18 protein-coding genes are annotated in these 19,480 nt (G+C 73.8%); 15 read left to right on the top strand and 3 right to left on the bottom strand.

Features of this window, described 5'->3' with window-relative positions:
• Positions 1-19: 19 nt before the first annotated feature.
• On the bottom strand, positions 20-787 hold the full coding sequence (locus OG500_RS36915; protein WP_329586943.1) for a hypothetical protein: 768 nt from the start codon (positions 785-787) through the stop codon (positions 20-22).
• A 109-nt stretch (positions 788-896) separates the two neighbouring features.
• Positions 897-1,874 carry an Lrp/AsnC family transcriptional regulator gene (locus OG500_RS36920; protein ID WP_327071252.1) on the bottom strand — a complete coding sequence of 326 codons (978 nt, stop codon included), beginning with the start codon at positions 1,872-1,874 and terminating at the stop codon, positions 897-899.
• A 127-nt stretch (positions 1,875-2,001) separates the two neighbouring features.
• Here OG500_RS36920 and OG500_RS36925 point away from each other — a divergent pair, with 127 nt between their 5' ends.
• From OG500_RS36925 to OG500_RS36985, 13 genes are all read left to right on the top strand, one after another.
• Positions 2,002-3,480 carry an FAD-dependent monooxygenase gene (locus tag OG500_RS36925; protein ID WP_329586946.1) on the top strand — a complete coding sequence of 493 codons (1,479 nt, stop codon included), beginning with the start codon at positions 2,002-2,004 and terminating at the stop codon, positions 3,478-3,480.
• 159 nt (positions 3,481-3,639) lie between these two features.
• Positions 3,640-4,776 (top strand): carboxylate-amine ligase, encoded by a 1,137-nt coding sequence (locus OG500_RS36930; RefSeq protein ID WP_327071254.1) that lies wholly within the window; start codon positions 3,640-3,642, stop codon positions 4,774-4,776.
• Positions 4,757-6,541: an N-acetylglutaminylglutamine amidotransferase gene (locus tag OG500_RS36935; protein ID WP_327071255.1), complete on the top strand. Its 1,785-nt coding sequence runs from the start codon at positions 4,757-4,759 to the stop codon at positions 6,539-6,541. Before OG500_RS36930 ends, OG500_RS36935 begins: the two co-directional genes overlap by 20 nt.
• A gap of 14 nt (positions 6,542-6,555) precedes the next feature.
• The gene (locus tag OG500_RS36940) at positions 6,556-8,688 is read left to right on the top strand and encodes a S9 family peptidase (protein WP_329586952.1); all 2,133 of its coding nucleotides are present in this window, start codon (positions 6,556-6,558) and stop codon (positions 8,686-8,688) included.
• 332 nt (positions 8,689-9,020) lie between these two features.
• Complete coding sequence (locus OG500_RS36945; protein WP_327071257.1) at positions 9,021-10,004, top strand: isopenicillin N synthase family dioxygenase; 984 nt, start codon at positions 9,021-9,023, stop codon at positions 10,002-10,004.
• A gap of 50 nt (positions 10,005-10,054) precedes the next feature.
• Positions 10,055-10,807, top strand: coding sequence for a methyltransferase domain-containing protein (locus OG500_RS36950; RefSeq protein ID WP_327071258.1), 753 nt, complete (start codon positions 10,055-10,057; stop codon positions 10,805-10,807).
• A complete protein-coding gene (locus tag OG500_RS36955) occupies positions 10,804-12,084 on the top strand; it encodes an ATP-grasp domain-containing protein (protein ID WP_329586956.1) in 1,281 nt (426 codons plus the stop codon). Before OG500_RS36950 ends, OG500_RS36955 begins: the two co-directional genes overlap by 4 nt.
• A complete protein-coding gene (locus OG500_RS36960) occupies positions 12,081-12,749 on the top strand; it encodes a 7-cyano-7-deazaguanine synthase (RefSeq protein WP_329586959.1) in 669 nt (222 codons plus the stop codon). The genes OG500_RS36955 and OG500_RS36960 overlap by 4 nt, the downstream gene beginning before the upstream one ends.
• 32 nt (positions 12,750-12,781) lie before the next feature.
• A complete protein-coding gene (gene queD / locus OG500_RS36965) occupies positions 12,782-13,138 on the top strand; it encodes a 6-carboxytetrahydropterin synthase QueD (protein WP_327071810.1) in 357 nt (118 codons plus the stop codon).
• A gap of 133 nt (positions 13,139-13,271) precedes the next feature.
• Positions 13,272-13,901, top strand: coding sequence for a 7-carboxy-7-deazaguanine synthase QueE (locus tag OG500_RS36970; RefSeq protein WP_327071261.1), 630 nt, complete (start codon positions 13,272-13,274; stop codon positions 13,899-13,901).
• A 1-nt stretch (position 13,902) separates the two neighbouring features.
• Positions 13,903-14,562, top strand: coding sequence for a GTP cyclohydrolase I (folE, locus tag OG500_RS36975; RefSeq protein WP_329586964.1), 660 nt, complete (start codon positions 13,903-13,905; stop codon positions 14,560-14,562).
• Between the two features lie 13 nt (positions 14,563-14,575).
• Positions 14,576-15,904 carry an MFS transporter gene (locus OG500_RS36980; RefSeq protein WP_329586967.1) on the top strand — a complete coding sequence of 443 codons (1,329 nt, stop codon included), beginning with the start codon at positions 14,576-14,578 and terminating at the stop codon, positions 15,902-15,904.
• Between the two features lie 86 nt (positions 15,905-15,990).
• Positions 15,991-16,491, top strand: a complete 501-nt coding sequence (locus OG500_RS36985; protein WP_327071264.1) for a peptidylprolyl isomerase — start codon at positions 15,991-15,993, stop codon at positions 16,489-16,491.
• A gap of 114 nt (positions 16,492-16,605) precedes the next feature.
• On the opposite strand, the gene OG500_RS36990 is transcribed toward OG500_RS36985, so the two are convergent.
• Positions 16,606-17,523 carry a LysR family transcriptional regulator gene (locus OG500_RS36990; protein ID WP_329586970.1) on the bottom strand — a complete coding sequence of 306 codons (918 nt, stop codon included), beginning with the start codon at positions 17,521-17,523 and terminating at the stop codon, positions 16,606-16,608.
• A 119-nt stretch (positions 17,524-17,642) separates the two neighbouring features.
• On the opposite strand from OG500_RS36990, the gene OG500_RS36995 reads away from it, so the two are divergent.
• Together OG500_RS36995 and OG500_RS37000 are read left to right on the top strand one after the other, a co-directional pair.
• A complete protein-coding gene (locus tag OG500_RS36995) occupies positions 17,643-18,569 on the top strand; it encodes a reductase (RefSeq protein WP_327071266.1) in 927 nt (308 codons plus the stop codon).
• Positions 18,569-19,462: an aldo/keto reductase gene (locus OG500_RS37000; RefSeq protein ID WP_329586973.1), complete on the top strand. Its 894-nt coding sequence runs from the start codon at positions 18,569-18,571 to the stop codon at positions 19,460-19,462. The genes OG500_RS36995 and OG500_RS37000 overlap by 1 nt, the downstream gene beginning before the upstream one ends.
• The last annotated feature ends 18 nt before the right edge of the window (positions 19,463-19,480 follow it).

A 19,480-nucleotide genomic window follows, 5' to 3' on the forward strand; every position in this document is an offset into this window, starting at 1 on the left:
TGAGGTCATGCGCCCTGCGTCAGTCGCACCGGCTGTCGGTGGGCGGTTCGCCGGAGGTGACGGTGACCGTGATCGGGTTCACCCCGCTGGTGCCTGACGCGGCGACCGAGAGGTTGCGGCCGGGCACCGTCCAGCTCTGACCGGCCAGGGTGAAGGTCCAGTAGCCCTCGGTCTCGCGGACCACCGGGGCGTACTCGACCCAGCCGAACTGGTGGGGCGGCACCTGCACGGTGGCCGACTGCGTGACGCTGGTCTGGTCGATCCAGCTGTGCGAGGCGGTGAAGCTGGTCGACAGCACCTCGGGGACCTGGAACTCGAGTTCACGGCCCAGCGACCACTCGGTGCCGGTGATGTGCGCCCAGCTGACGGTGTCGCTCGCGGTGGTGGTGGCGCCGGCGTTGTAGAGGATGCTGCTCACCACGCAGCCGGTGGCCGCCTGGTAGGCCGCGGGGGTGGAGGTGTCGGTGAAGCTGCAGCTGTTGCTCGCCGGCGTGGTGCTGCACTGCTGGGCCGCCCGGTTCAGCGCGAGCTCCAGCACGCCCGGGGCGTTGGTGGTGCCGCTGCCGAGCCGCCAGGTGTTGTGGTCGTTCGCGTTCTTGCCGGTGCAGTCGATCCGCTCGACGAACTCGCTGGGGTGGAAGCCCGGGTTGTGCTTCAGGGCGGTCAGACAGGTGCTGCTGCCGACCTGGTGGATCCGGTAGAGAGTCGGCTTCCCGGTGGTCGAGGCCGGTGCCACCGGTTCCAGGTACCACTGCTGGGTGGAGTCGCTGGTGTCGCAGGCCGCCATGTCCAGGTGCAGCCCCCCGATCCCCGTGGGCGCATCGCCCCACGCACTGGTTGTCGGAGTTGTTGGTGATGCTGAAGGTCGAGTTGATGAAGCGTCAGGAGCAACCGGCTCAGGGGAGGTGCCGCCGGGGCACGCCCCGCTTCAGCGTGCGGATCACCGGCGCGGTCTCCACCTGGGTGATGCCCGGCAGCCCGGCGATCCGGGTGGTCAGGTACGCGTAGAGCGCGTGCCGGTCGGCGCTGATGAGGCTCGCGCACAGGTTGGAGGGGCCGGTGGTCGCGGCGACGAAGGCGACCTCCGGATGGCCGGCCAGCTCCCGTCCGGTGGCTTCGAGATGGGCGGGCGCCACCGAGAGCCACAGCAGGCTGCGGACGAGCAGGCCGAAGATCGGCCAGTCGTACTCGACGTCGAAGTACAGCGCGCCGCACTCGCGCAGCTCGGCCATCCGTCGTCGCACGGTGCTGGGCGACCAGCCGGTGGCCGCGGCCAGGTCCTCGTATCCGGCGCGGCCGTCGGCGGCCAGCACCGCGAGCAGCCGCTGGTCGTCCGCGTCCAGGTGCACCCCGCCCGGGCGGTGCCGGGCCGGCGGCGGCTGCAGCCGGGCGATCTGGTCGCCCGAGAGCGGCCCGTGCTTGGTGATCAGGCTCGCCGGTCCGCCGAAGAAGTGGTGCAGCACGCAGTGCGCGGTGATCCCCTCGACCCGGGGGGTGCGCGGCAGCCTGTGCAGCAGCAGCGCCTCGCTCTGCTGCTCGCTGTCGGCCTGGACGATGCAGACGACCTCGGTGCCGCCGGAGGTGAGGCTGATCCAGGAGGTGTCGGAGCGCCGGGCCAGCGCTTCGGCGACCGCCACCGAGGCGTCGGGTGCGCAGCGCACCCGCAGGAACCAGACCACCTCACCGAGCGCGTGCGGATCGGTGGTCCCGGCCACCCGCACCGCGCCGCGCGAGCGCAGCCGCGCGTAGCGGCGCGCGACGGTCTTGTCCGACACCTCCAGAACGGCTGCGATCGCACTGAACGGTGCCCGCCCGTCGATCTGGAGGGAGTGGACGAGCTGGCGGTCCAGATCGTCGTACCTGTCGGATTCCACCTGCGGCAGCGTACCCGGTTCGGATTCCGCCAGGATGCGGATTGTGCGTGGCACCGGCGCGGACCGCGGTCGCAGCCTGGTTCCTGAGGGTCCGTCAAGCTGCGGGCTCCGGAGCCGAGGAGTGGACATGGACACCGACGTTCTCGTGGTGGGAGCCGGTCCGACGGGACTGATGCTGACCCACGAACTGCGGGTGGCCGGGGTGTCGGCGGTGGTCGTCGACCGGTTGCCCGAGCGCAGCGAGCTGTCGCGGGCCGGCGGGGTGCACCCGCGCACGATGGAGGTCCTGGACCAGCGCGGCCTGCTGGAGCCGCTGTTGGCCACCGGCGACTACCCGGTGAGCCCCGGTCACTTCGCCGGCCGGCTCTTCGATCCCGCCGACCACGACAGCAGGCTGCCCGGACGGTTCATCCCGCAGACCGTCGTCGAGGACTTCCTCACCGACCGGCTGGCGGGGCACGGCGTCGGTGTCCGCCGGGCGCACGAGCTGGTCGGGCTGGCGGCCGACGAGGACGGCGTCACCGCGACCCTGCGCCACGGCAGCACCACCCGCACCGTGCGCTCGGCGTTCCTGGTCGCGGCGGACGGCGCGCACAGCACCGTCCGCAGGCTGCTGGGGATCGCCTTCCCCGGCAGGCCCGGCACGGACACCGCGCTCGTGGCCGACGTGCGGCTGCGCGACACCCGGCCCTCGCGGCCCGCGGCTGCCGGCCAGTCCCACACGACCGCCGCGGACGGGAGCTGGGCGATGCAGTTCCCGCTCGGCGGGGACCTGCGCCGGCTCGCGCTCGGCGGCCCGGCGCACTCGCTGCCCAGGGAGATCCCGGTGACCGAGGAGGAGATCCGCGCGGGCCTGCGCACCGTGTACGGGCCGGGCGTGGACCTGGTCGAGCAGCGCTACACGTACCGGATCACCAACGCCGCCCGCCAGGTGGCGGACTACCGGCACGGCCGGGTGTTCCTGGCCGGCGACGCCGCCCACATCCACCTGCCGATCGGGGGCCTGGGCATGAACACCGGCCTCCAGGACGCGGTCAACCTCGGCTGGAAGCTCGCCGCCGCCGTGCACGGCTGGGCACCGCAGGGCCTGTTGGACAGCTACCAGAGCGAGCGCCATCCGGTCGCGGCCGGCGTGCTGCGCATCGTCCAGGCGCAGAGCCTGCTCATGGACTGGGCCGGCACCGGCGGTCCGGACGTGGCCGCGACCCGCGAACTCTTCGACACCCTGCTCCAACTGCCCGACACCAGGCGCCACCTGGCCGCCCGGATGGCCGGACTCGACATCCGGTACCCGATGCCCGGGGCGCCCGGCCACCCGCTGCTGGGCCGTCGCGCGCCCGATCTCGACCTGACCGGCGCGCAGGGCCCGGTGCGCCTGCACGCGCTGCTGCGGGCGGGCCGGGGCCTGCTGCTCGACCCCAGCGGCGGCTCCGACCTCGCCGCGGTCGCCCGGGGCTGGAAGGACCGCGTCGACCGGGTCCCGACCAGCACGGCCACCGACGCGCTGCTGATCCGCCCGGACGGCCACGTCTGCTGGGCCGCGGCCCAGCCGTACCCGTCGGAGCCGCTGGCGGGTGCCCTGCGGCGGTGGTTCGGCGAGGGCTGAGGAGTCCCGGGGCGAGCCCGGTACCCCGCACTCATGATGCGGCGCGGGGGCGGTCGTGGGAGGTTGGACCCTTGGGGGGGACGGGCGACCGTGGAGCGGTCGCCCCGGCACGGCGGGTCGGTGACCCGCCGTGACGTCGAACCGGTTCGGAGGTGTCCGATGGCCGTGTCGATGGGAGTCGAGGAGGAGTTCCACATCGTCGATGTGGAGAGCCGGATGCTGGTGGCACGGGCCCAGGACGTGCTGGACCGCCTGCCACGGCGCGGCTTCGTCACCGAGTTCCTGCAGTCGGTGGTCGAGTCCAACAGCGGCGTGCACGGTTCGCTGGAGGCGCTCTACGCCGATCTGGCCCACTCCCGGCGGACCCTCTCCGAGGCCGCCGCCGGGCTGGGCCTGGCGATCGTCGCCGCCGGCACCGCGCCGCTGGCCAGGGCGGGCGTGGTGGACGCCACCCCGCACCCCCGCTACCTGCACATGGCCGACGAGTACCGCGTGGTGGCCGACGAGCAGCTGATCTGCGGCGGGCAGTTCCACGTGGACGTGCCCGACCGCGACACGGCCGTCCGGGCGATGTGCGTGATCTCGGCCTGGCTGCCCACCCTGCTGGCGCTGTCGGCCAGTTCGCCGTTCTGGCTCGGCGCGGACACCGGTTACGCCAGTTGGCGGACACTGCTGTGGCAGCGCTGGCCCACCAGCGGTCCGGCCGGCTGTTTCGACTCGGCGGCCGAGTACGACGCGGCCGTGACGAGGCTGGTGCGCTCCGGAGTCATCAGTGACGCCGGGATGGTCTACTACGACCTGCGGCCCTCCGCACACCAGCAGACGCTCGAACTGCGGATCTGCGACGCCTGCCCCCGGGTGGAGACGGTGGTGATGATCGCCGGACTGTACCGCGCGCTGGTGGTGGACGCCTGTGCGGCCGTGCGGGGAGCCGACGGCTGTCGGCACGCCCGGCCGCAGTGGCTGCGGGCGATGACCTGGCGGGCCGCCCGCTCGGGGCTGGGCGGCGAACTGGTCGACCCGACCACCGGGCTGGCCGAGCCGGCCCGGGCCGTGGTCCGCAGGATGCTGGCGCGGCTGCGGCCGACGCTGGAGGAGCTCGGCGACTGGGAGATCGTCTCCGCGGTGGCGGAGGAGACCCTGGCCCTGGGGGACGCCGCCCACCAGGTGCGGCGCGTCGCCGCCGCCGGCGACCTGACGGCGGCCGTCGACTTCCTGGTCGACCGGACCCACGCGCATCCGCGCGGTATCGGTGCTGCAACGGAGGTGAGCCGGCATGTGCGGGCTGAGTGGTGAGATCCGTTTCGACGGCGGGCGGCCCGACCTGGCCGCGGTGGAGCGCATGACCGACCGGCTGGCGGCCCGCGGTCCCGACGGCCGGGGCCTGTGGTCGCAGGGCGCCGTGGCGCTCGGCCACCGGCGCCTGAAGATCATCGACCTGTCCGAGCGCGGCGCCCAGCCGATGACCGACTCCGCGGCCCGGCTCACCGGCGTCTTCAACGGCTGCATCTACAACTACCGTGAGCTGCGCGGCGAGTTGGAGGCCCTGGGGCACCGCTTCTTCTCCACCTCCGACACCGAGGTGCTGCTCAAGGCCTACCGGCAGTGGGGCACGGCGTGCGTGTCCCACCTCTACGGCATGTTCGCCTTCGCGGTGGCCGAACTGGACACCGGGCGGCTGGTGCTGGCCCGCGACCGGCTCGGGATCAAGCCGCTCTACCTGGCGCAGCGCCCCGGCCGGCTGCGCTTCGCCTCCGCGCTGCCCGCGCTGCTGGCGGGCGGCGGGGTGGACACCTCGCTCGACCCGGCCGCGCTGCACCAGTACCTGACCCTGCACGGCACGGTCGCCGCGCCGCGCACCGTGCTCGCCGGGGTGCGCAAGCTCCCGCCGGCCACCGTGCGGGTGGTGGAGCCGGACGGCCGCCAGCACGACGAGTGCTACTGGCAGCCGCCGCACCGCCGCCGCCCCGAGGACGCCGGCATGGACGCCGACGACTGGCGCGACGCGGTGCTCGAGGCGCTGCGCACCGCGGTGCGCCGGCGCACGGTGGCGGACGTGCCGATCGGGGTGCTGCTCTCCGGCGGTCTGGACTCCAGCCTGATCGTGGCGCTGCTGGCCGAGGCGGGCTTCGACGACCAGGCCACCTTCAGCGTCGGGTTCGAGACGGAACGCGGCGAGCAGGGCGACGAGTTCCACTACTCGGACCTGGTGGCCCGGGAGTTCGCCACCGACCACCACCAGATCATGGTGCCCTCCGACCGGTTGCAGACCGCGGTGGACCGGTCGATCGCGGCGATGAGCGAGCCGATGGTCAGTCATGACGTGGTCGCCTTCCACCTGTTGGCGGAACAGGTCTCCAAGCACGTCAGCGTGGTGCAGAGCGGCCAGGGCGCCGACGAGATCTTCGCCGGGTACCGCTGGCATCCGGCGCTGGCGGCCGTGCCGCGCGAGCAGGAGCCCGAGAGGTTCGTCGAGGTCTTCTTCGACCGCTCGCACGCCGAACTGGGCCGGATCCTCAAGCCCGAGCTGCTGGCGGAGCACGACGCCTCCGGCGAGCTGGTCCGCTCGCACATGGCGCTCGCGGGCGCCGAGACGGCGCTGGACGCGGCCGTGCGGCTGGACACCCACGTGCTGATGGTCGACGACCCGGTCAAACGGGTCGACAACATGACCATGGACTGGGGCCTGGAGGCGCGGGTGCCGTTCCTGGACCACGAGCTGGTCGAGCTGGCCGCGGCCTGCCCGCCGGAGCACCGGCTCGCGCACGGCGGCAAGGGCGTGCTCAAGGAGGCCGCCCGCAAGCTGCTGCCGGCCGAGGTCATCGACCGGCCCAAGGGCTACTTCCCGGTGCCGGCGATCCGGCGGATGGCGCCGCCGGTGCTCGACCGGATCCGCCAGGCCCTGGCCGCTCCCGAGGCCCGCTCCCGCGGGGTCTTCCAGGAGGCCTACCTGGAGCGGCTGCTCGCCGCGCCGGACGCGCACCGCACGGCGCGCGGGGCCAACGCCCTGTGGCAGGTGGCCCTGCTGGAGATGTGGCTCCAGTCCCACCGGATCGGCTGAGCGGGAGGCGCGGCGTGGTGGACCGGCCGACCGATCCCGCGGGCCCCGGACAGCCGGCGCCGCGCGCCGCGGCCCTGCCGGAGGCGCGCGGGGCCCGGGAGACGCACAGCCCGGTGACCGCCCACGGCTGCTGGTACCCCTCGGCCGACCCCAGCGGCCGGCAGGTGGCCTTCATCTGCAACCGGGGCGGGGTGCCGCAGCTGTGGACCGGTCCGGCCGACGGTGAGGACGCGCACCTGCTGGACACCGGGCCCGACCCGGTCACCGAGGTCTCCTGGTCCCCGGACGGGCGCTGGATCGCGTACACCACCGCGCCCGGCGGCGGCGAACTCACCCGGGTGCTCTGCGTGCGGCCGGACGGCAGCGACCGCCGGGTGCTGGCCGGCGCCGCCTCGGGCAGCACCGCCTACCTCGGGCGCTGGAGCCGCGACGGTGCGCTCATCGCCGTCACCGCCACCGATCCGCCGACCGGCCTGCTGATCGCGGAGCGCGGCGCGGCCGGCCCCGCGCTGCTCGGCGGCGCGCACCGGGGCGAGCTGGGGCGGCCGGGAGCGGCGGGGCCGGCGGTGCTGCGGCCGGCGGGCCCGGCGCCCGGCGCCGCCGCCGACGAGCCGCACCTCACCGGCGGCGGGCTCGCCGTCTTCCTGGCCGATCCGGCGGGCGTGCGGCCGGCCGAGCTGATCGCCACCGAACCCGGGGGCGCCACGCTGCGGGTGTGCGACAGCACCGCGGACGGCCGGCTCGTGCTGCTGCTGCGCGGACCGCGCGGCGGGCGCGAGGCCGTGGTGCTGCGGAGCGACGGGCGCGAGACGGCCTACTCGGTGCGGGTGGCCGACGGGGATCCCTGGGTCGGCCGGTTCTCGCCCGACGGCCGCAGGCTCTACCTGCGCAGCGACGCCGACCGGGAGTTCGCGGCACTGGTCACCGTCGAGCTCGGACCGGACGGGAGCTGCCTGCGCCGGGTGGTGACCGCCGGGCGCGAGGACGCCGACCTGGAGCTGCTGTCGGTGGCCGACGACGGTCGCACCGCGGTGCTGGCGTGGAACGTGCGCGGGCGCACCGAGCTGGAGACCGTCGCGCTCCCCGCCGCTCCCGCCGCTCCCGCCGAACCCGCCGCACCGGCCGCTCCCGCTCCCGCTGCACCGGCGCCGTCCGCACCGGCGCCCGAACTCGCCGCCCGGGTACTGACGTTGCCGCACGAGGTGGTGACCCGGATCAGCCCGGCGGGGCCGCGCGGGCTGGCGCTGGCCGTCGCCGGTTCGCGCCGCCGCCCCGGGGTCTGGCACACGCCCGACGGCGCCAGCCCGCTGCGCACCCCCTGGTCCTCGCGCGACGAGGACGTCGTCGCGCCCGGCCAGCCCGCGCCGGTCCGGCCCGAGCACCTGCGCCTGCGTGCCCGCGACGGGCTGGAACTGGGGGGCTGGTACTACCGCGCCCCGCGCCGGGAGCCGGACGGCCGGGGCCCGTGCGTGATCCACCTGCACGGCGGCCCCGAGCAGCAGGAGCGACCGGTGTTCGAGCCGCTCTACCACGAGCTGCTGGGCCACGGCCTGGACGTGTTCGCCCCCGACGTGCGCGGCTCGCTGGGCGCGGGCCGCTCCTTCGTCAACGCCGACCTCGGGGAGGGGCGCTTCGCGGCGATCGACGACGTCGCGGACTGCGCGGCGCACCTGATCACCCTCGGGGTCGCCGACGCCCGGCGGCTGGCCGTGATGGGCCACTCCTACGGCGGGTACCTCACGCTGGCCTCGCTGGTCTGGCACCCGGAGCTGTTCCGCACCGGGGTCTCGGTGTGCGGCATGTCCGACTTCCTGACCTTCTTCGCCGGCACCGAGCCCTGGATCGCCCGATCGGCCGCCGTCAAGTACGGCCACCCCGAGCGGGACCGGGACCTGTTGCACGCGCTGTCGCCGATGAGCCGCATCGACGCGCTGCGGGTCCCGGTGCTGACCGTCCACGGGGAGCACGACACCAACGTCCCGCCGGGGGAGTCCGAGCAGCTCGTCCGGGCGGCCCGCCAACGGGGCATCCCCGCCGAGCTGTTGCTGCTGGCGGGCGAGGGCCACGAGTTCCGGCGCACCCGCAGCCGGGTGCTGTTCCGCCGTACCGCGGCGGACTGGATCGAACGCCATCTCGCCGTCGAATAGGAATGATGATCGTATTCTGGCGTGAAATAGCCCCTGCATGATCCGGGTGCGGCCGGAGGTGGGCGGGTACCGGACAAACCAGGGACGGTAAATCCCCGGCCACTGTTCGCTGGCGCATCATCTCCTGATGATTCAGCGAAAGTCGGCGATATGGACGCTGCATGTGGCCCTCGCGGAGCTGGGGGCCTTTTTCTGGTTAACCTTCAACCATGTCGTTGACACCGCTTCCCGGTGCGGCTGAGACTGGGTCAGGGCGAGATTCCGAATTTCCCTGAGCGGCTGCGGAATTCGACCCGAAAGGCCTCCGGCCCGCACCCGAGGAGCGTGCAGCTGTGACCACCGAAATCCCTTCCGTCGACCTGGAGGAATGGCTGGCCGCCGACGCCGGCGAACGCGCGGACCTGCTGCGGCCCGTCGATGCCGCGCTGCGCGAAACCGGGATGTTCCTGCTGACCGGTCACGGGGTCCCGCGCGCCCGCGGCGAGGACTTCCGCCAGGCGGGGCTCTCCTTCTTCCGGCTGCCGCGGCAGGCCAAGCTCGGCTACGAGATCCAGTGGCAGTACGACAACGGCTGGCGCGAGGTGCACCGCAACGTCGGCATTCCGGCCGCGGCCGCGGACGACACCAGCGCCCCCGACCTGCACGAGTCCTTCTATGCGGGACCCACCCACCGCACCGGGGACACCAGGTTCGACGAGCTCTTCTACCCGGCCAACCGGTGGCCCGCCGAGCTGCCCCAGCTGCGGGCGACGGCCGAGGCGTACACCGGCCACATGGTCCGGGTCGCCGAACAGGTGAACCGCATGTTCGCCGAACTGCTCGGCCAGCCGGCGGACTTCTTCACCTCCCGGGCCCGGCGGGCCACCTGGACGCAGAACGTCAGCTGGTACCCGTCGCTGACCCGGCTCGGGCAGCCGGGCACCGGCCGGATGCGCAACGCCCCGCACACCGACCTGGGCACCTTCACCCTGCTGAACCGTCAGCCGGGCAAGGGCGGCCTGGAGGTGTGGAACGAGGCCGACGGCTGGTTCGCCCCCGCCTACCCGATGGACTCCGACACCCTGATCGTGATCCTCGGCGACCTCATGGAGCTGTGGACGGACGGCCGTTGGCGCGCCCTGCGGCACCGCGTACCGGCGCCCGGGGCCGATGCCCCCGACGAGGAGCAGGTCTCCCTGGTGTTCTTCTTCGAGGCCGACCCGGACGCCCTGATCGAGCCGCTCGCCGCCCCGGCGGGCGGCGGCCTGGGCCTCGCGCCGGCCGTGGCGGGCGAGTCGATCCTGGGCAAGCTCGGCGTCCCGCTGACGCCCGCGTGACGACGCCCGCGCACCGCCCGGCCCGACCCCGCCCGAGGAGGCGACCGATCGTGTCCGACCCCGCGTTCTACTCCAAGGTGGCCACCCGGTTCGGCGGCTACCCCGACTGGCCGCCACGTGACACCGACTATCCCGAGGGGGATCCGGAGGCGTACGTCGACAGCGTGCTCGCCGCCCTGGGCGGCGGCAGCCTCCTGGACGTCGGCTGCGCCGACGGGCGCAACCTGCTCGCGGTGGCCGACCGGTTCCCGCGGGTGCGGGGGATCGACCTCTCGCCCGAGATGGTGGCCGCCGCCCGCCGCAACCAGGCCCGGACCAGCCTCGACCACGTCGTCTTCGAGGTCGGCGACGCCTCGGCCACCGGTCTGCCCGACCACTCGGTGGACGTGATCTGCTCCCGGCGCGGACCGCTCTTCCCGGCCGAGTTCCACCGCGTGCTGAAGCCCGGCGGCGCCGTCGTGCACCTCGGCATCGGCGAACAGGACGTCCGGGCGCTCAAGGAGGCCTTCGGCCGCGGCCAGCACTACGGCGGCTGGCACGAGGCGCCGCTGGCCGAGCAGGGCCGGGCGCGGCTGGTGGCCGCGGGCTTCGCGGTGGAGATCCGCTCGTACCGCTTCGACGAGTACTTCCACCACCCGCAGGACCTGCGCGGGTTCCTGGGCAAGGTCCCGATCTTCGAGGACTTCGACCCGGACGCCGACCGGGCCGCCCTCGACGGCTACCTCGCGCGCGCGACCGGCGAGCGCGGCATCCACCTGGCCCGTCACTGGTTCGTGCTCGTCGCCCGCAAGGGCACCCGGTGACCGCCCGCGCCGCGCACGACGTGCTGGTGGTCAGCTCCTACAAGCCCCTCCCCGCACGCCTGCTGGCCGACGACCTGCTCGGCCGGGTCCGCGTCATCACCGAGCCCGCTTTCGCCGGACTCTACGGGGGCCGGGCCGAGGTGACCTGTGTCCCCAGCATCGACGACCTGAGCGCCGTGCGCGACGCCGCCCTCGGCCTCTTCGCCGACGGGCCCGTCGACGCGGTGCTGACGCCCGCCGAGGCGGGCATCGCCGCCTCGGGCCTGCTGCGCTCGCACTACGGGATCCAGGGCATCGGCTACGAGACCGCCAACGCGTGCTCCAACAAGTACGTGATGAAGCGGACCCTGGCCGCGGCCGGTGTGCCGGTCACCGCCTTCCGGCCGGCCTACCGGCTGGCCGACGTACCGGCCGCCGCGGCCGATCTCGGCTGGCCGGTGGTGCTCAAACCCACCTTCGGCGGCGGCACCTTCGACGTGGTCGAGCTGGCCGGCCCGCGGGACTTCGCGGCCTTCGCCGAAAGCCCGGGCGCGCGGCGGCTGCGCGCGAGCCGCACACCGCTGCTGGTCGAGTCGCTGGTCGAGATGGAGGCGGAGTACCACTGCGACGCGGTGGTGCACGACGGCGAGGTGCTGTTCGCCGCCGTCTCCCGCTACCACGGGCCGGTGCTGCGCACCCTCGGCGGCTTCGTCGGCTCCTACCCGCTGCCCGAGGACCACCGCGACCAGTGGGCGGCCCGCACCCTGCTGCGCCGGGTGCTCGGCGCGGTGGGCCTGCGCCACGGGGTCGCGCACGTGGAGATGTTCCGCACCGCGGGCGGGATCCTGGTCGGCGAACTCGCCTGCCGCCCACCGGGCGGCGGACTGGTCGACGGACTGGCCCTGCAGTACGGGGTCGACCTGTGGCAGGCGTTCCTGGAGACCTCGCTGGGGCTGGCGCCGACCCTGCGCCCGCGCACCGCCGAGCGCATCGTGGTCAACTCCATGCTGCCGGCCCGGCCGGGGCGCATCACGGCGATCACCCCGGCCGAGAAGCTGGCCGCGCTGCCGGGCGTGCGGCAGGTCACCATGACCCGGCGGGTCGGCGACCTGATCGACCCCGACCTCTACTCCACCTCGCACACCGGGGTGGTGCTCTTCACCGTCGGGAGCGAGGACGAGGTCCCGCTGCGCCTGGCGGAACTCGCACAACTGTACGCACTCGACGTGGTGCCGGTCCCCGGCCCCGGCGCGGTGGGCGGCGCCGGCCACGGCGCCCGGGAGGGGAGTGAAAGGTGAGCAGAATCGTCGCCGTCGTCTCCGGCGGGATCGACTCGGTGACCATGGCCCATCACCTGGCCGCCGGCGGACACCGGCTGCACCTGGTGGCCGTCGACTACGGACAGCGCCACCGCAGGGAGCTGGACTGCGCCCGCGCCGCCGCGCGCCGGCTCGGCACGGGCTACGACGAGGTCGACCTGACCGCGGTGGGCCGCCTGATGCGCGGCTCCTCGCTGACCGACCCCACGGTGCCCGTCCCCGACGCGGGCCGGGCCCCGGTCGGGCCCAACCCCGACATCGTGCCCAACCGCAACGCGGTCCTGCTCGCGGTGGCCTACACGGTGGCGGTCGTCGAGCGGGCGCACGCGGTGGCCTTCGGGGTGATGGCCGACGACGTGGGCCCCTCGGACACCTCGCCCGCCTTCCTCGACGCGTTCCTCGCCATGGAGCGGATCGCGACCCGCGGCCAGGGCAGCGCCGACCTCGGCCTGCTCGCCCCGCTGATCACCCTGCACAAGCACGAAGTGATCGCCCTCGGCGAGGAGTTGAAGGTTCCCTGGGAGCGGACCTGGACCTGCTTCCGCGGCGAGGAGCTGCACTGCGGCAGCTGCGCGGCCTGCGTCGAGCGGCGCGCCGCGTTCGTCACCGCCGCTGTCGAAGACCCGACCGAGTACCGGTGTTGACCCCACCACGAGAAGGGACCAGACCCGTGACGATGCGGATCAGTAAGCAGTTCGCGTTCTCCGCCAGCCACCGGCTCGACGGGCTGCCGGACGGGCACCAGTGCGCCCGCCTGCACGGCCACAACTATGTGGTCGAGGTCGAACTCGCCGCGGAAGCAGACCAGTTGACCCCGACCGGATTCGTCCGCGACTACGGCGACCTGGCGCCGTTCAAGCAGTGGATCGACACCACCGTCGACCACCAGCACCTCAACGACATCGTCAGGTCCAACCCGAGCGCCGAGAACCTGGCCCGCTGGATCTACGACCAGTGGTCGGCGCGGCTGCCCGAGCTCTCCGCCGTCCGCATCTCCGAGACGCCCAAGACCTGGGCCGAGTTCCGCCCGTGACCGGGCGCCCGGACCGGCCCGCCGACCACGAGGAGGTGATGCCAGTGGAACCGCAGATCGTCGTCAACGAAATCTTCGGCCCCACCTAGCCGTCCAGGGTGAGGGCCGCTCGCTCGGCCGGCACTGCGCCTTCGTGCGCCTCGGCGGCTGCAACCTGACCTGCCGCTGGTGCGACACGCCCTACACCTGGGACTGGACCGGCAGCAGCGACACCGGCATCGCCTACGACCCCCGCCAGGAGCTGCACCGCCGCTCGGTCGCCTCGGTCGCGGAGCAGGTCGGCGCGCTCGGCGTCGGCCTGGTCGTGATCTCGGGAGGCGAACCGCTCGGCCAGCAGGCCCGGTTGGCGCCGCTGGTCGACCTGCTCACCGGCCGGGGCATGGAGGTGGAGATCGAGACCAACGGCACCCACGTCCCGCACCCGGCGCTGGTCGCGGCGGGCGCGCGGTTCAACGTCTCGCCCAAGCTGGCCCATTCGGGGGTCCTGGCCGCGCGCCGGATCAGACCGGCGGCACTGCGGGCGCTGGCCGGCACACCGGGCACCGCGTTCAAGTTCGTCTGCCGGGACACCGCCGATCTGGAGGAGGTCGGCGCACTCGTGGCGCGCTACGGCCTCGACCCGGTGTGGATCATGCCCGAGGGGCAGAGCGCCGAACGCCTCGAGGAGCACCTGCACCAGCTGGCGGCCCCGGTCATCGCCCGGGGCTGGAACCTCACCACCCGGCTGCACACCTTGATCTGGGGACAGGAAAGGGGCGTCTGAGTTGAGCACCGACGTGAACGACATCGCCGTGAACGGCATCGAGGTGAACGGCATTGAGGTGAACGGCATCGGGGTGAACGAGGAGGCCGTCGCCGCGGCGATGGAGATCGCCGCCGTCACCGAGCCGGACCCGCTGGTCGGCCTCGCGGTCAGCCTGCTGAAGGAGATCGGGGAGGACCCGGACCGCGACGGGCTGCGCGAGACGCCCGAGCGGTTCGCCCGCTGGTGGCGGGAGTTCACCGACTACGACCCCGGCACCGTCGCCACCCTGTTCGAGACCACCACCACCGGGCAGCTGGTCCTCGTCTCCGGCATCGAGGTCTGGTCGCTGTGCGAGCACCACCTGCTGCCGTTCAGCTGCTCCATCAGCGTCGCCTACCGCTCCACCGAACGGCTGCTGGGACTGTCGAAGTTCGCCCGCATCGCCCACCAGCACGCGCACCGGCTGCAGGTGCAGGAACGCCTGGTCGCCGACATCGCCGCCGACATCATCCGGATCACCGGCAGCCAGGACGTCGCCGTGGTCGGGCACGGTGAGCACCTGTGCATGACCATGCGCGGGATCAGGACCAGTGCCCGGATGACCTCCACCTCCATCAACGGCGAGTTCGCCCGGGCCGGCCTGGCCCGCGACGAACTGCTGACCCTCCTCAACGGCTGACCGGCGCGGCGGCGTGACCCTCGACCAGGCGGTCCGCCCGGCGCGCAGCCGGCGCGAGCGGCTGGGCCTGCCACAGCTCAGGGGCGCCGGGCCGCTGCTGACGGCGTCGCTGGTGGACAGCGCCGGCTCCGGACTCTTCCTGCCGTACGCGCTGCTCTACTTCCTCGACACCACCCGCCTTCCGCTGACCACGATCGGAGTCGCGCTCTCCGCGGCCGCGGCCCTCGCGCTGCCGTGCGCCGCCCTGTTCGGCCCGCTGGTCGACCGGATCGGTGCCCGCGCCGCGGTGGTGCTGGCCAACGCGGTGCAGGCGGCCGGTTTCCTCGGCTACCTGGCGGCCGGAGCCGCCTGGCAGATCACCGCCTTCGGGTTCCTGGCCAACGCCGGCCAGAGCCTGTTCTGGACGGCGAACGGCGCCCTGGTCACGCTGGTCGGTGCACCGGGGGACCGGGCGCGCTGGTTCGGCCTGCTCCGGGTGGTGCGCAACGCGGGCACCGGGACCGGCGCACTGCTGGCCGCGGTGCTCGCCTCGGGCGCCGGCCCGACCGGCGGCCGCCTGGTGGTGGCCGCCGACGCTGGCAGTTTCCTGCTGGCGGCCGGCGTGCTCGCCCGGTGGCGGCCACCGGCGATTGCGGCTGCCCCCGCCCCCGCCGCCGCTCCGGCACCCGCCGTGCCCCCGGCACCCGCTGCGCCGTGCGGCTACCGGAGGGTGCTCGCCGACCGCTCCTTCGCGGCACTCAACGCCGTGACGCTGCTCCTCGTCCTCAACCTGCTGGCGGTGCCACTGGTCCTCACCCTCTACACCACCCGACTCCTGGGGCGTCCCGCCTGGGTGGCCGGGCTGCTGATCGCCGGGAACACCGCCCTGGTCGCGGCCCTGCAGACGCCGCTGGCGGAGCTGCTGCGCCGCCGCCACGGTCCGCGCCGGCTGCGGCTGGCAGCTGCGATGTTCGCGGCCTCCGCCGTTCTGCTGTGGTCGGCGGACGCGGCCGGCACCGGGTGGGTCGCGGTCGGGCTGGTGGCCGGTCTGCTCGCCTTCACCCTGGGCGAGATCATCTGCTCACCGGTGCTGCCCGACCTGGTGGCCGCGCTCGCCCCGCCGGGCCTGAGCGGACGGTACTTCGCGCTCCACCAGACCTGCTGGAGCCTGGCCGCCGTGCTGGCACCCAGCCTCTTCACCCGGCTGCTGAACCGGGGGAGCGCCTGGCTCTGGACGGCGCTGCTCGCGGTGGCCTGCCTCGCCTACCTGCTGGCCACCGGAATCGAACGCCCCCGGGGCGGGCAGCGGCCGGCGGCCCGGACCGGTGCAGCCGGCGCGCCTCGGGGCCCGACCATGGTATGACCCCCGGGGAGTACCAGCAAACCGCACGTCAGGACGCTAAGCTCCCAGCTTGTAAGGATTCCGACACCCAAGCGAAAGAGCGCACAATGGCTGACACCGGAGCGAACGTCTACTTCGACGTGACCGTGAACGACGAGCCTCTTGGCCGGATCGTCTTCAAGCTGTTCGACGACGTGGTGCCGAAGACCGCGCGGAACTTCCGCGAGCTGGCCACCGGTGAGAACGGCTTCGGCTACGCCGGCTCGGGCTTCCACCGCGTGATCCCCGCCTTCATGCTGCAGGGTGGTGACTTCACCAACCACAACGGCACCGGTGGCAAGAGCATCTACGGCGCGAAGTTCGAGGACGAGAACTTCCAGCTGAAGCACGACCGTCCGTTCCTGCTCAGCATGGCCAACGCGGGCAAGAACACCAACGGCTCGCAGTTCTTCATCACGACCATCGTCACCGACTGGCTGGACGGCAAGCACGTCGTCTTCGGCGAGGTCGTCGAGGGCGAGGAGATCGTCAAGAAGATCGAGGCCCTGGGCTCGCAGAGCGGCGCCACCAAGGGCAAGATCGTCATCAAGGAGTCGGGCACGCTGTAGTCCCTCCTGTGGCCCGTCGGGGCCGTCCTGCGGGGCGGCCGCGACGGGCTGGTGACTTTCCCGGCTCCCGGCCCCCGGCGCATGCGACGGGGGCCGGGAGCCGTTGTCCTTCCGTCAGCGATCGCCCGGCCCGACGAGGCGCGCGGCGAGATCCTCGGCCAGCCGCGCGGCGGTTCCGCGCCGGCGGCGGGCCAGCGCCAGCCCCAGGTGGCGGCGCGGGGCGGGCTCGGCCAGCGGGAACGCGACCAGCTCCGGGTGCCGGGTCAGGCCGATCGCGGGGATCAGCGCGATGCCGATGCCGGCCCGCACCAGCGACTGCGCGAAGTCGTAGTCCGTCGCGGTGCACGCGATCCGCAGCTCGACGCCGAGCGTCCCGGCGTGGCGGGCGAGTTGGGCGGCGGACTTGTGGCAGCCCAGGATCCAGCGCTGGTCGGCCAGTTCGGCCAGCTGCGGCGGTTCAGGGCGGTTCAGGTAGTCGGCCACGGACGGGTGGCTGCGCGGCAGCACGACCTGCATCGGGTCGGTGCCCAACGGCGTCCAGTCCAGGCCGGAGCGGTCGCCGGGCCGCGCGGGCGGCAGCCCGTCGAAGTGGTAGGCGAGGGCGAGGTCGGCCCGCCCCTCGCGGAGCGCGGGCAGGCTCTCCTCCGGCTCCGCCTCCAGGATGGTCAGCTCCACCTCCGGATGGTCCGCCACGAACCCGGCCAGGGCGGCGGGCAGCAGCCGCCGGCCCGCGCTGGCGAAGGTGGCGACCGTGAGCGTGGTCTGCACGGCCGTCAGGCGCTCGATGCGCTGCTGTGCGTCGGTCAGCTCGGCGGCGATCGCGTCCGCGGCCTCCACCAGCAGGCGCCCCGCCTGCGTCAGTGTGACGCCGCGGGTGGAGCGTTCGACCGCCGGTGTGCCGAGGCTGCGCTCCAGCGCGGCGATCTGCTGCGAGACGGCCGACGGCGTGCAGTGCAGGGTCAGCGCCGCCTGGTTGAAGCTGCCGTGGCGGGCGACCTCGCGCAGTACGGCCAGTCGCTGGACGTCGATCAACAGTTCTCCTAATGACGAGGTGGCCGAGCAGACACTACTGCTGATGATCACCATTCGAAAGACTGGCCGCCGAGGACGTCGGAGGACGTCAGGAAACGGGCCGAGGGAGGAACTGCGGCATGCAGGTGTGCGTGATCGGCGGGAGCCGCTATTTCGGGCGGCGGCTGATCGAGGAACTGCGGGACGGGGGCGCGGCGGTGACGGTCGTCAACCGCGGCTCCTCGCTCCCGCCGCGGGGCGTGACCCGGTTGTGCGCCGACCGCGACGACGAGGCCGCGCTGCGCGCCGCGCTGGCCGGCCGGAGCTTCGACGTCGTGGTCGACCAGGTCTGCTACACGCCGCGGCAGGCGGCCGTCGCCGCCCGGGTCTTCGCCGGACGGACCCGGCGCTATGTGCTGACCTCCACGGTCGAGGTCTACGCCGAGCGGGGCCGACCGGGGAGGCAGGCCGTCGCGGAGCGGGCCGTGGATCCCTCGGCCTGGCCGGTGGACCTCGAACTGCCCTGGAGCGACGAGAGGTTCCTGGCCGACCACTACGGCGAGGGCAAGCGGCAGGCGGAGGCGCTGCTCACCCGCCGGGCACCCTTCGACCTCGCCGTCGTCCGCACCGCGCACGTGCTCGGCGGCGGCGACTTCACCGGGCGGTTCGCCCACTACGTCGAGCGGATCGAGGGCGGCCTGCCGGTGGCGGTGCACGCCGCGCCCCAGCCCGCCTCCTTCGTCCACGAGCCGGAGATCGCCCGCTTCCTGGCCTGGGCGGCGGCGGCCGACTTCACCGGTCCGGTCAACGCCGCCTCCCACGGGGCGCTGGACGCCGCCGAGTTGTGCGCGGCGATCGGCCGGGCGGTCGGCGTCGACCCGGTGCTCGCGGTCGGCGCGGGGGAGGAGCTCTCGCCGTTCTCCTTCGAGCGCTGCTACGCGCTGGACACCGGCCGCGCGCAGCGCCTGGGCTTCGGCTTCTCGTCGGTGGCCGACTGGCTGCCGCAGGTCGTCCGGGAGACCCGGACCGACCTCCGGAACCGAGCGGCCGTCAAGGAGGCCCAGTGATGACGCGGACCCGGCCGGGCGTCTCCCGCACCATCGGCGGTGTCCCGGTGGGCGCCATCGGCCTCGGCGCGATGCCGCTCTCCGTCGAGGGGCGCCCCGGCGAGGAGCAGGCACTCGCCACCGTCCGCGCCGCGCTCGACGCGGGCGTGCGACTGATCGACACCGCCGACAGCTACCACTGGCACGCGGACGAAGTCGGCCACAACGAGCGGCTGATCGCCCGCGCGCTGGCCGGCTGCGGCAGCGGCGCGAGCGAGGTGCTGGTGGCGACCAAGGGCGGTCGCGGCCGTCCCGGCGACGGATCGTGGACGGTCGACGGCGACCCGCGCCACCTGCGCCGGGCCGCCGAGGCCTCGGCCGCCCGGCTGGGGGTGGCGACGATCGGCCTCTACCAGCTGCACAAGCCGGACCCCGCCGTCCCGTTCGCGGAGTCGGTCGGCGCGCTGCGCGAGCTGGCCGACGCCGGGACGATCAGGATGGTCGGCCTGTCCAACGTGGACTGCGAGCAGATCCACACGGCGCGGGAGATCCTGGGCCCGCGGCTGGTCTCGGTCCAGAACCGGTTCTCCCCGGCGCACCAGGCCACCCGCGACACCCTCGACCTGTGCACCGCGCTGGGCCTGGCCTTCCTGCCCTGGAGCCCGCTCGGCGGGATCTCGCGCAGCGCCGTCGACGACCCGGCGAGCACCGCACCGGCCCCGGACACCCCGTTCCACGCCCTCGCCCGAGAGCGCGGGGCGAGCCCGCAACAGATCGCCCTGGCCTGGCAGTTGGCGCAGTCCCCGGTCGTGCTCCCGATCCCGGGCGCGCGCCGACCGGCCAGCATCCGCGACTCCGCGGCGGCGGCCGGGCTCACCCTGTCGGCGGCGGAGCTGGCCGGGTTGAAGATCTGACGTGACGTCAGAGAGATG

The sequence above is a fragment of the Kitasatospora sp. NBC_01250 genome, assembly GCF_036226465.1.
GTDB lineage: Bacteria > Actinomycetota > Actinomycetes > Streptomycetales > Streptomycetaceae > Kitasatospora.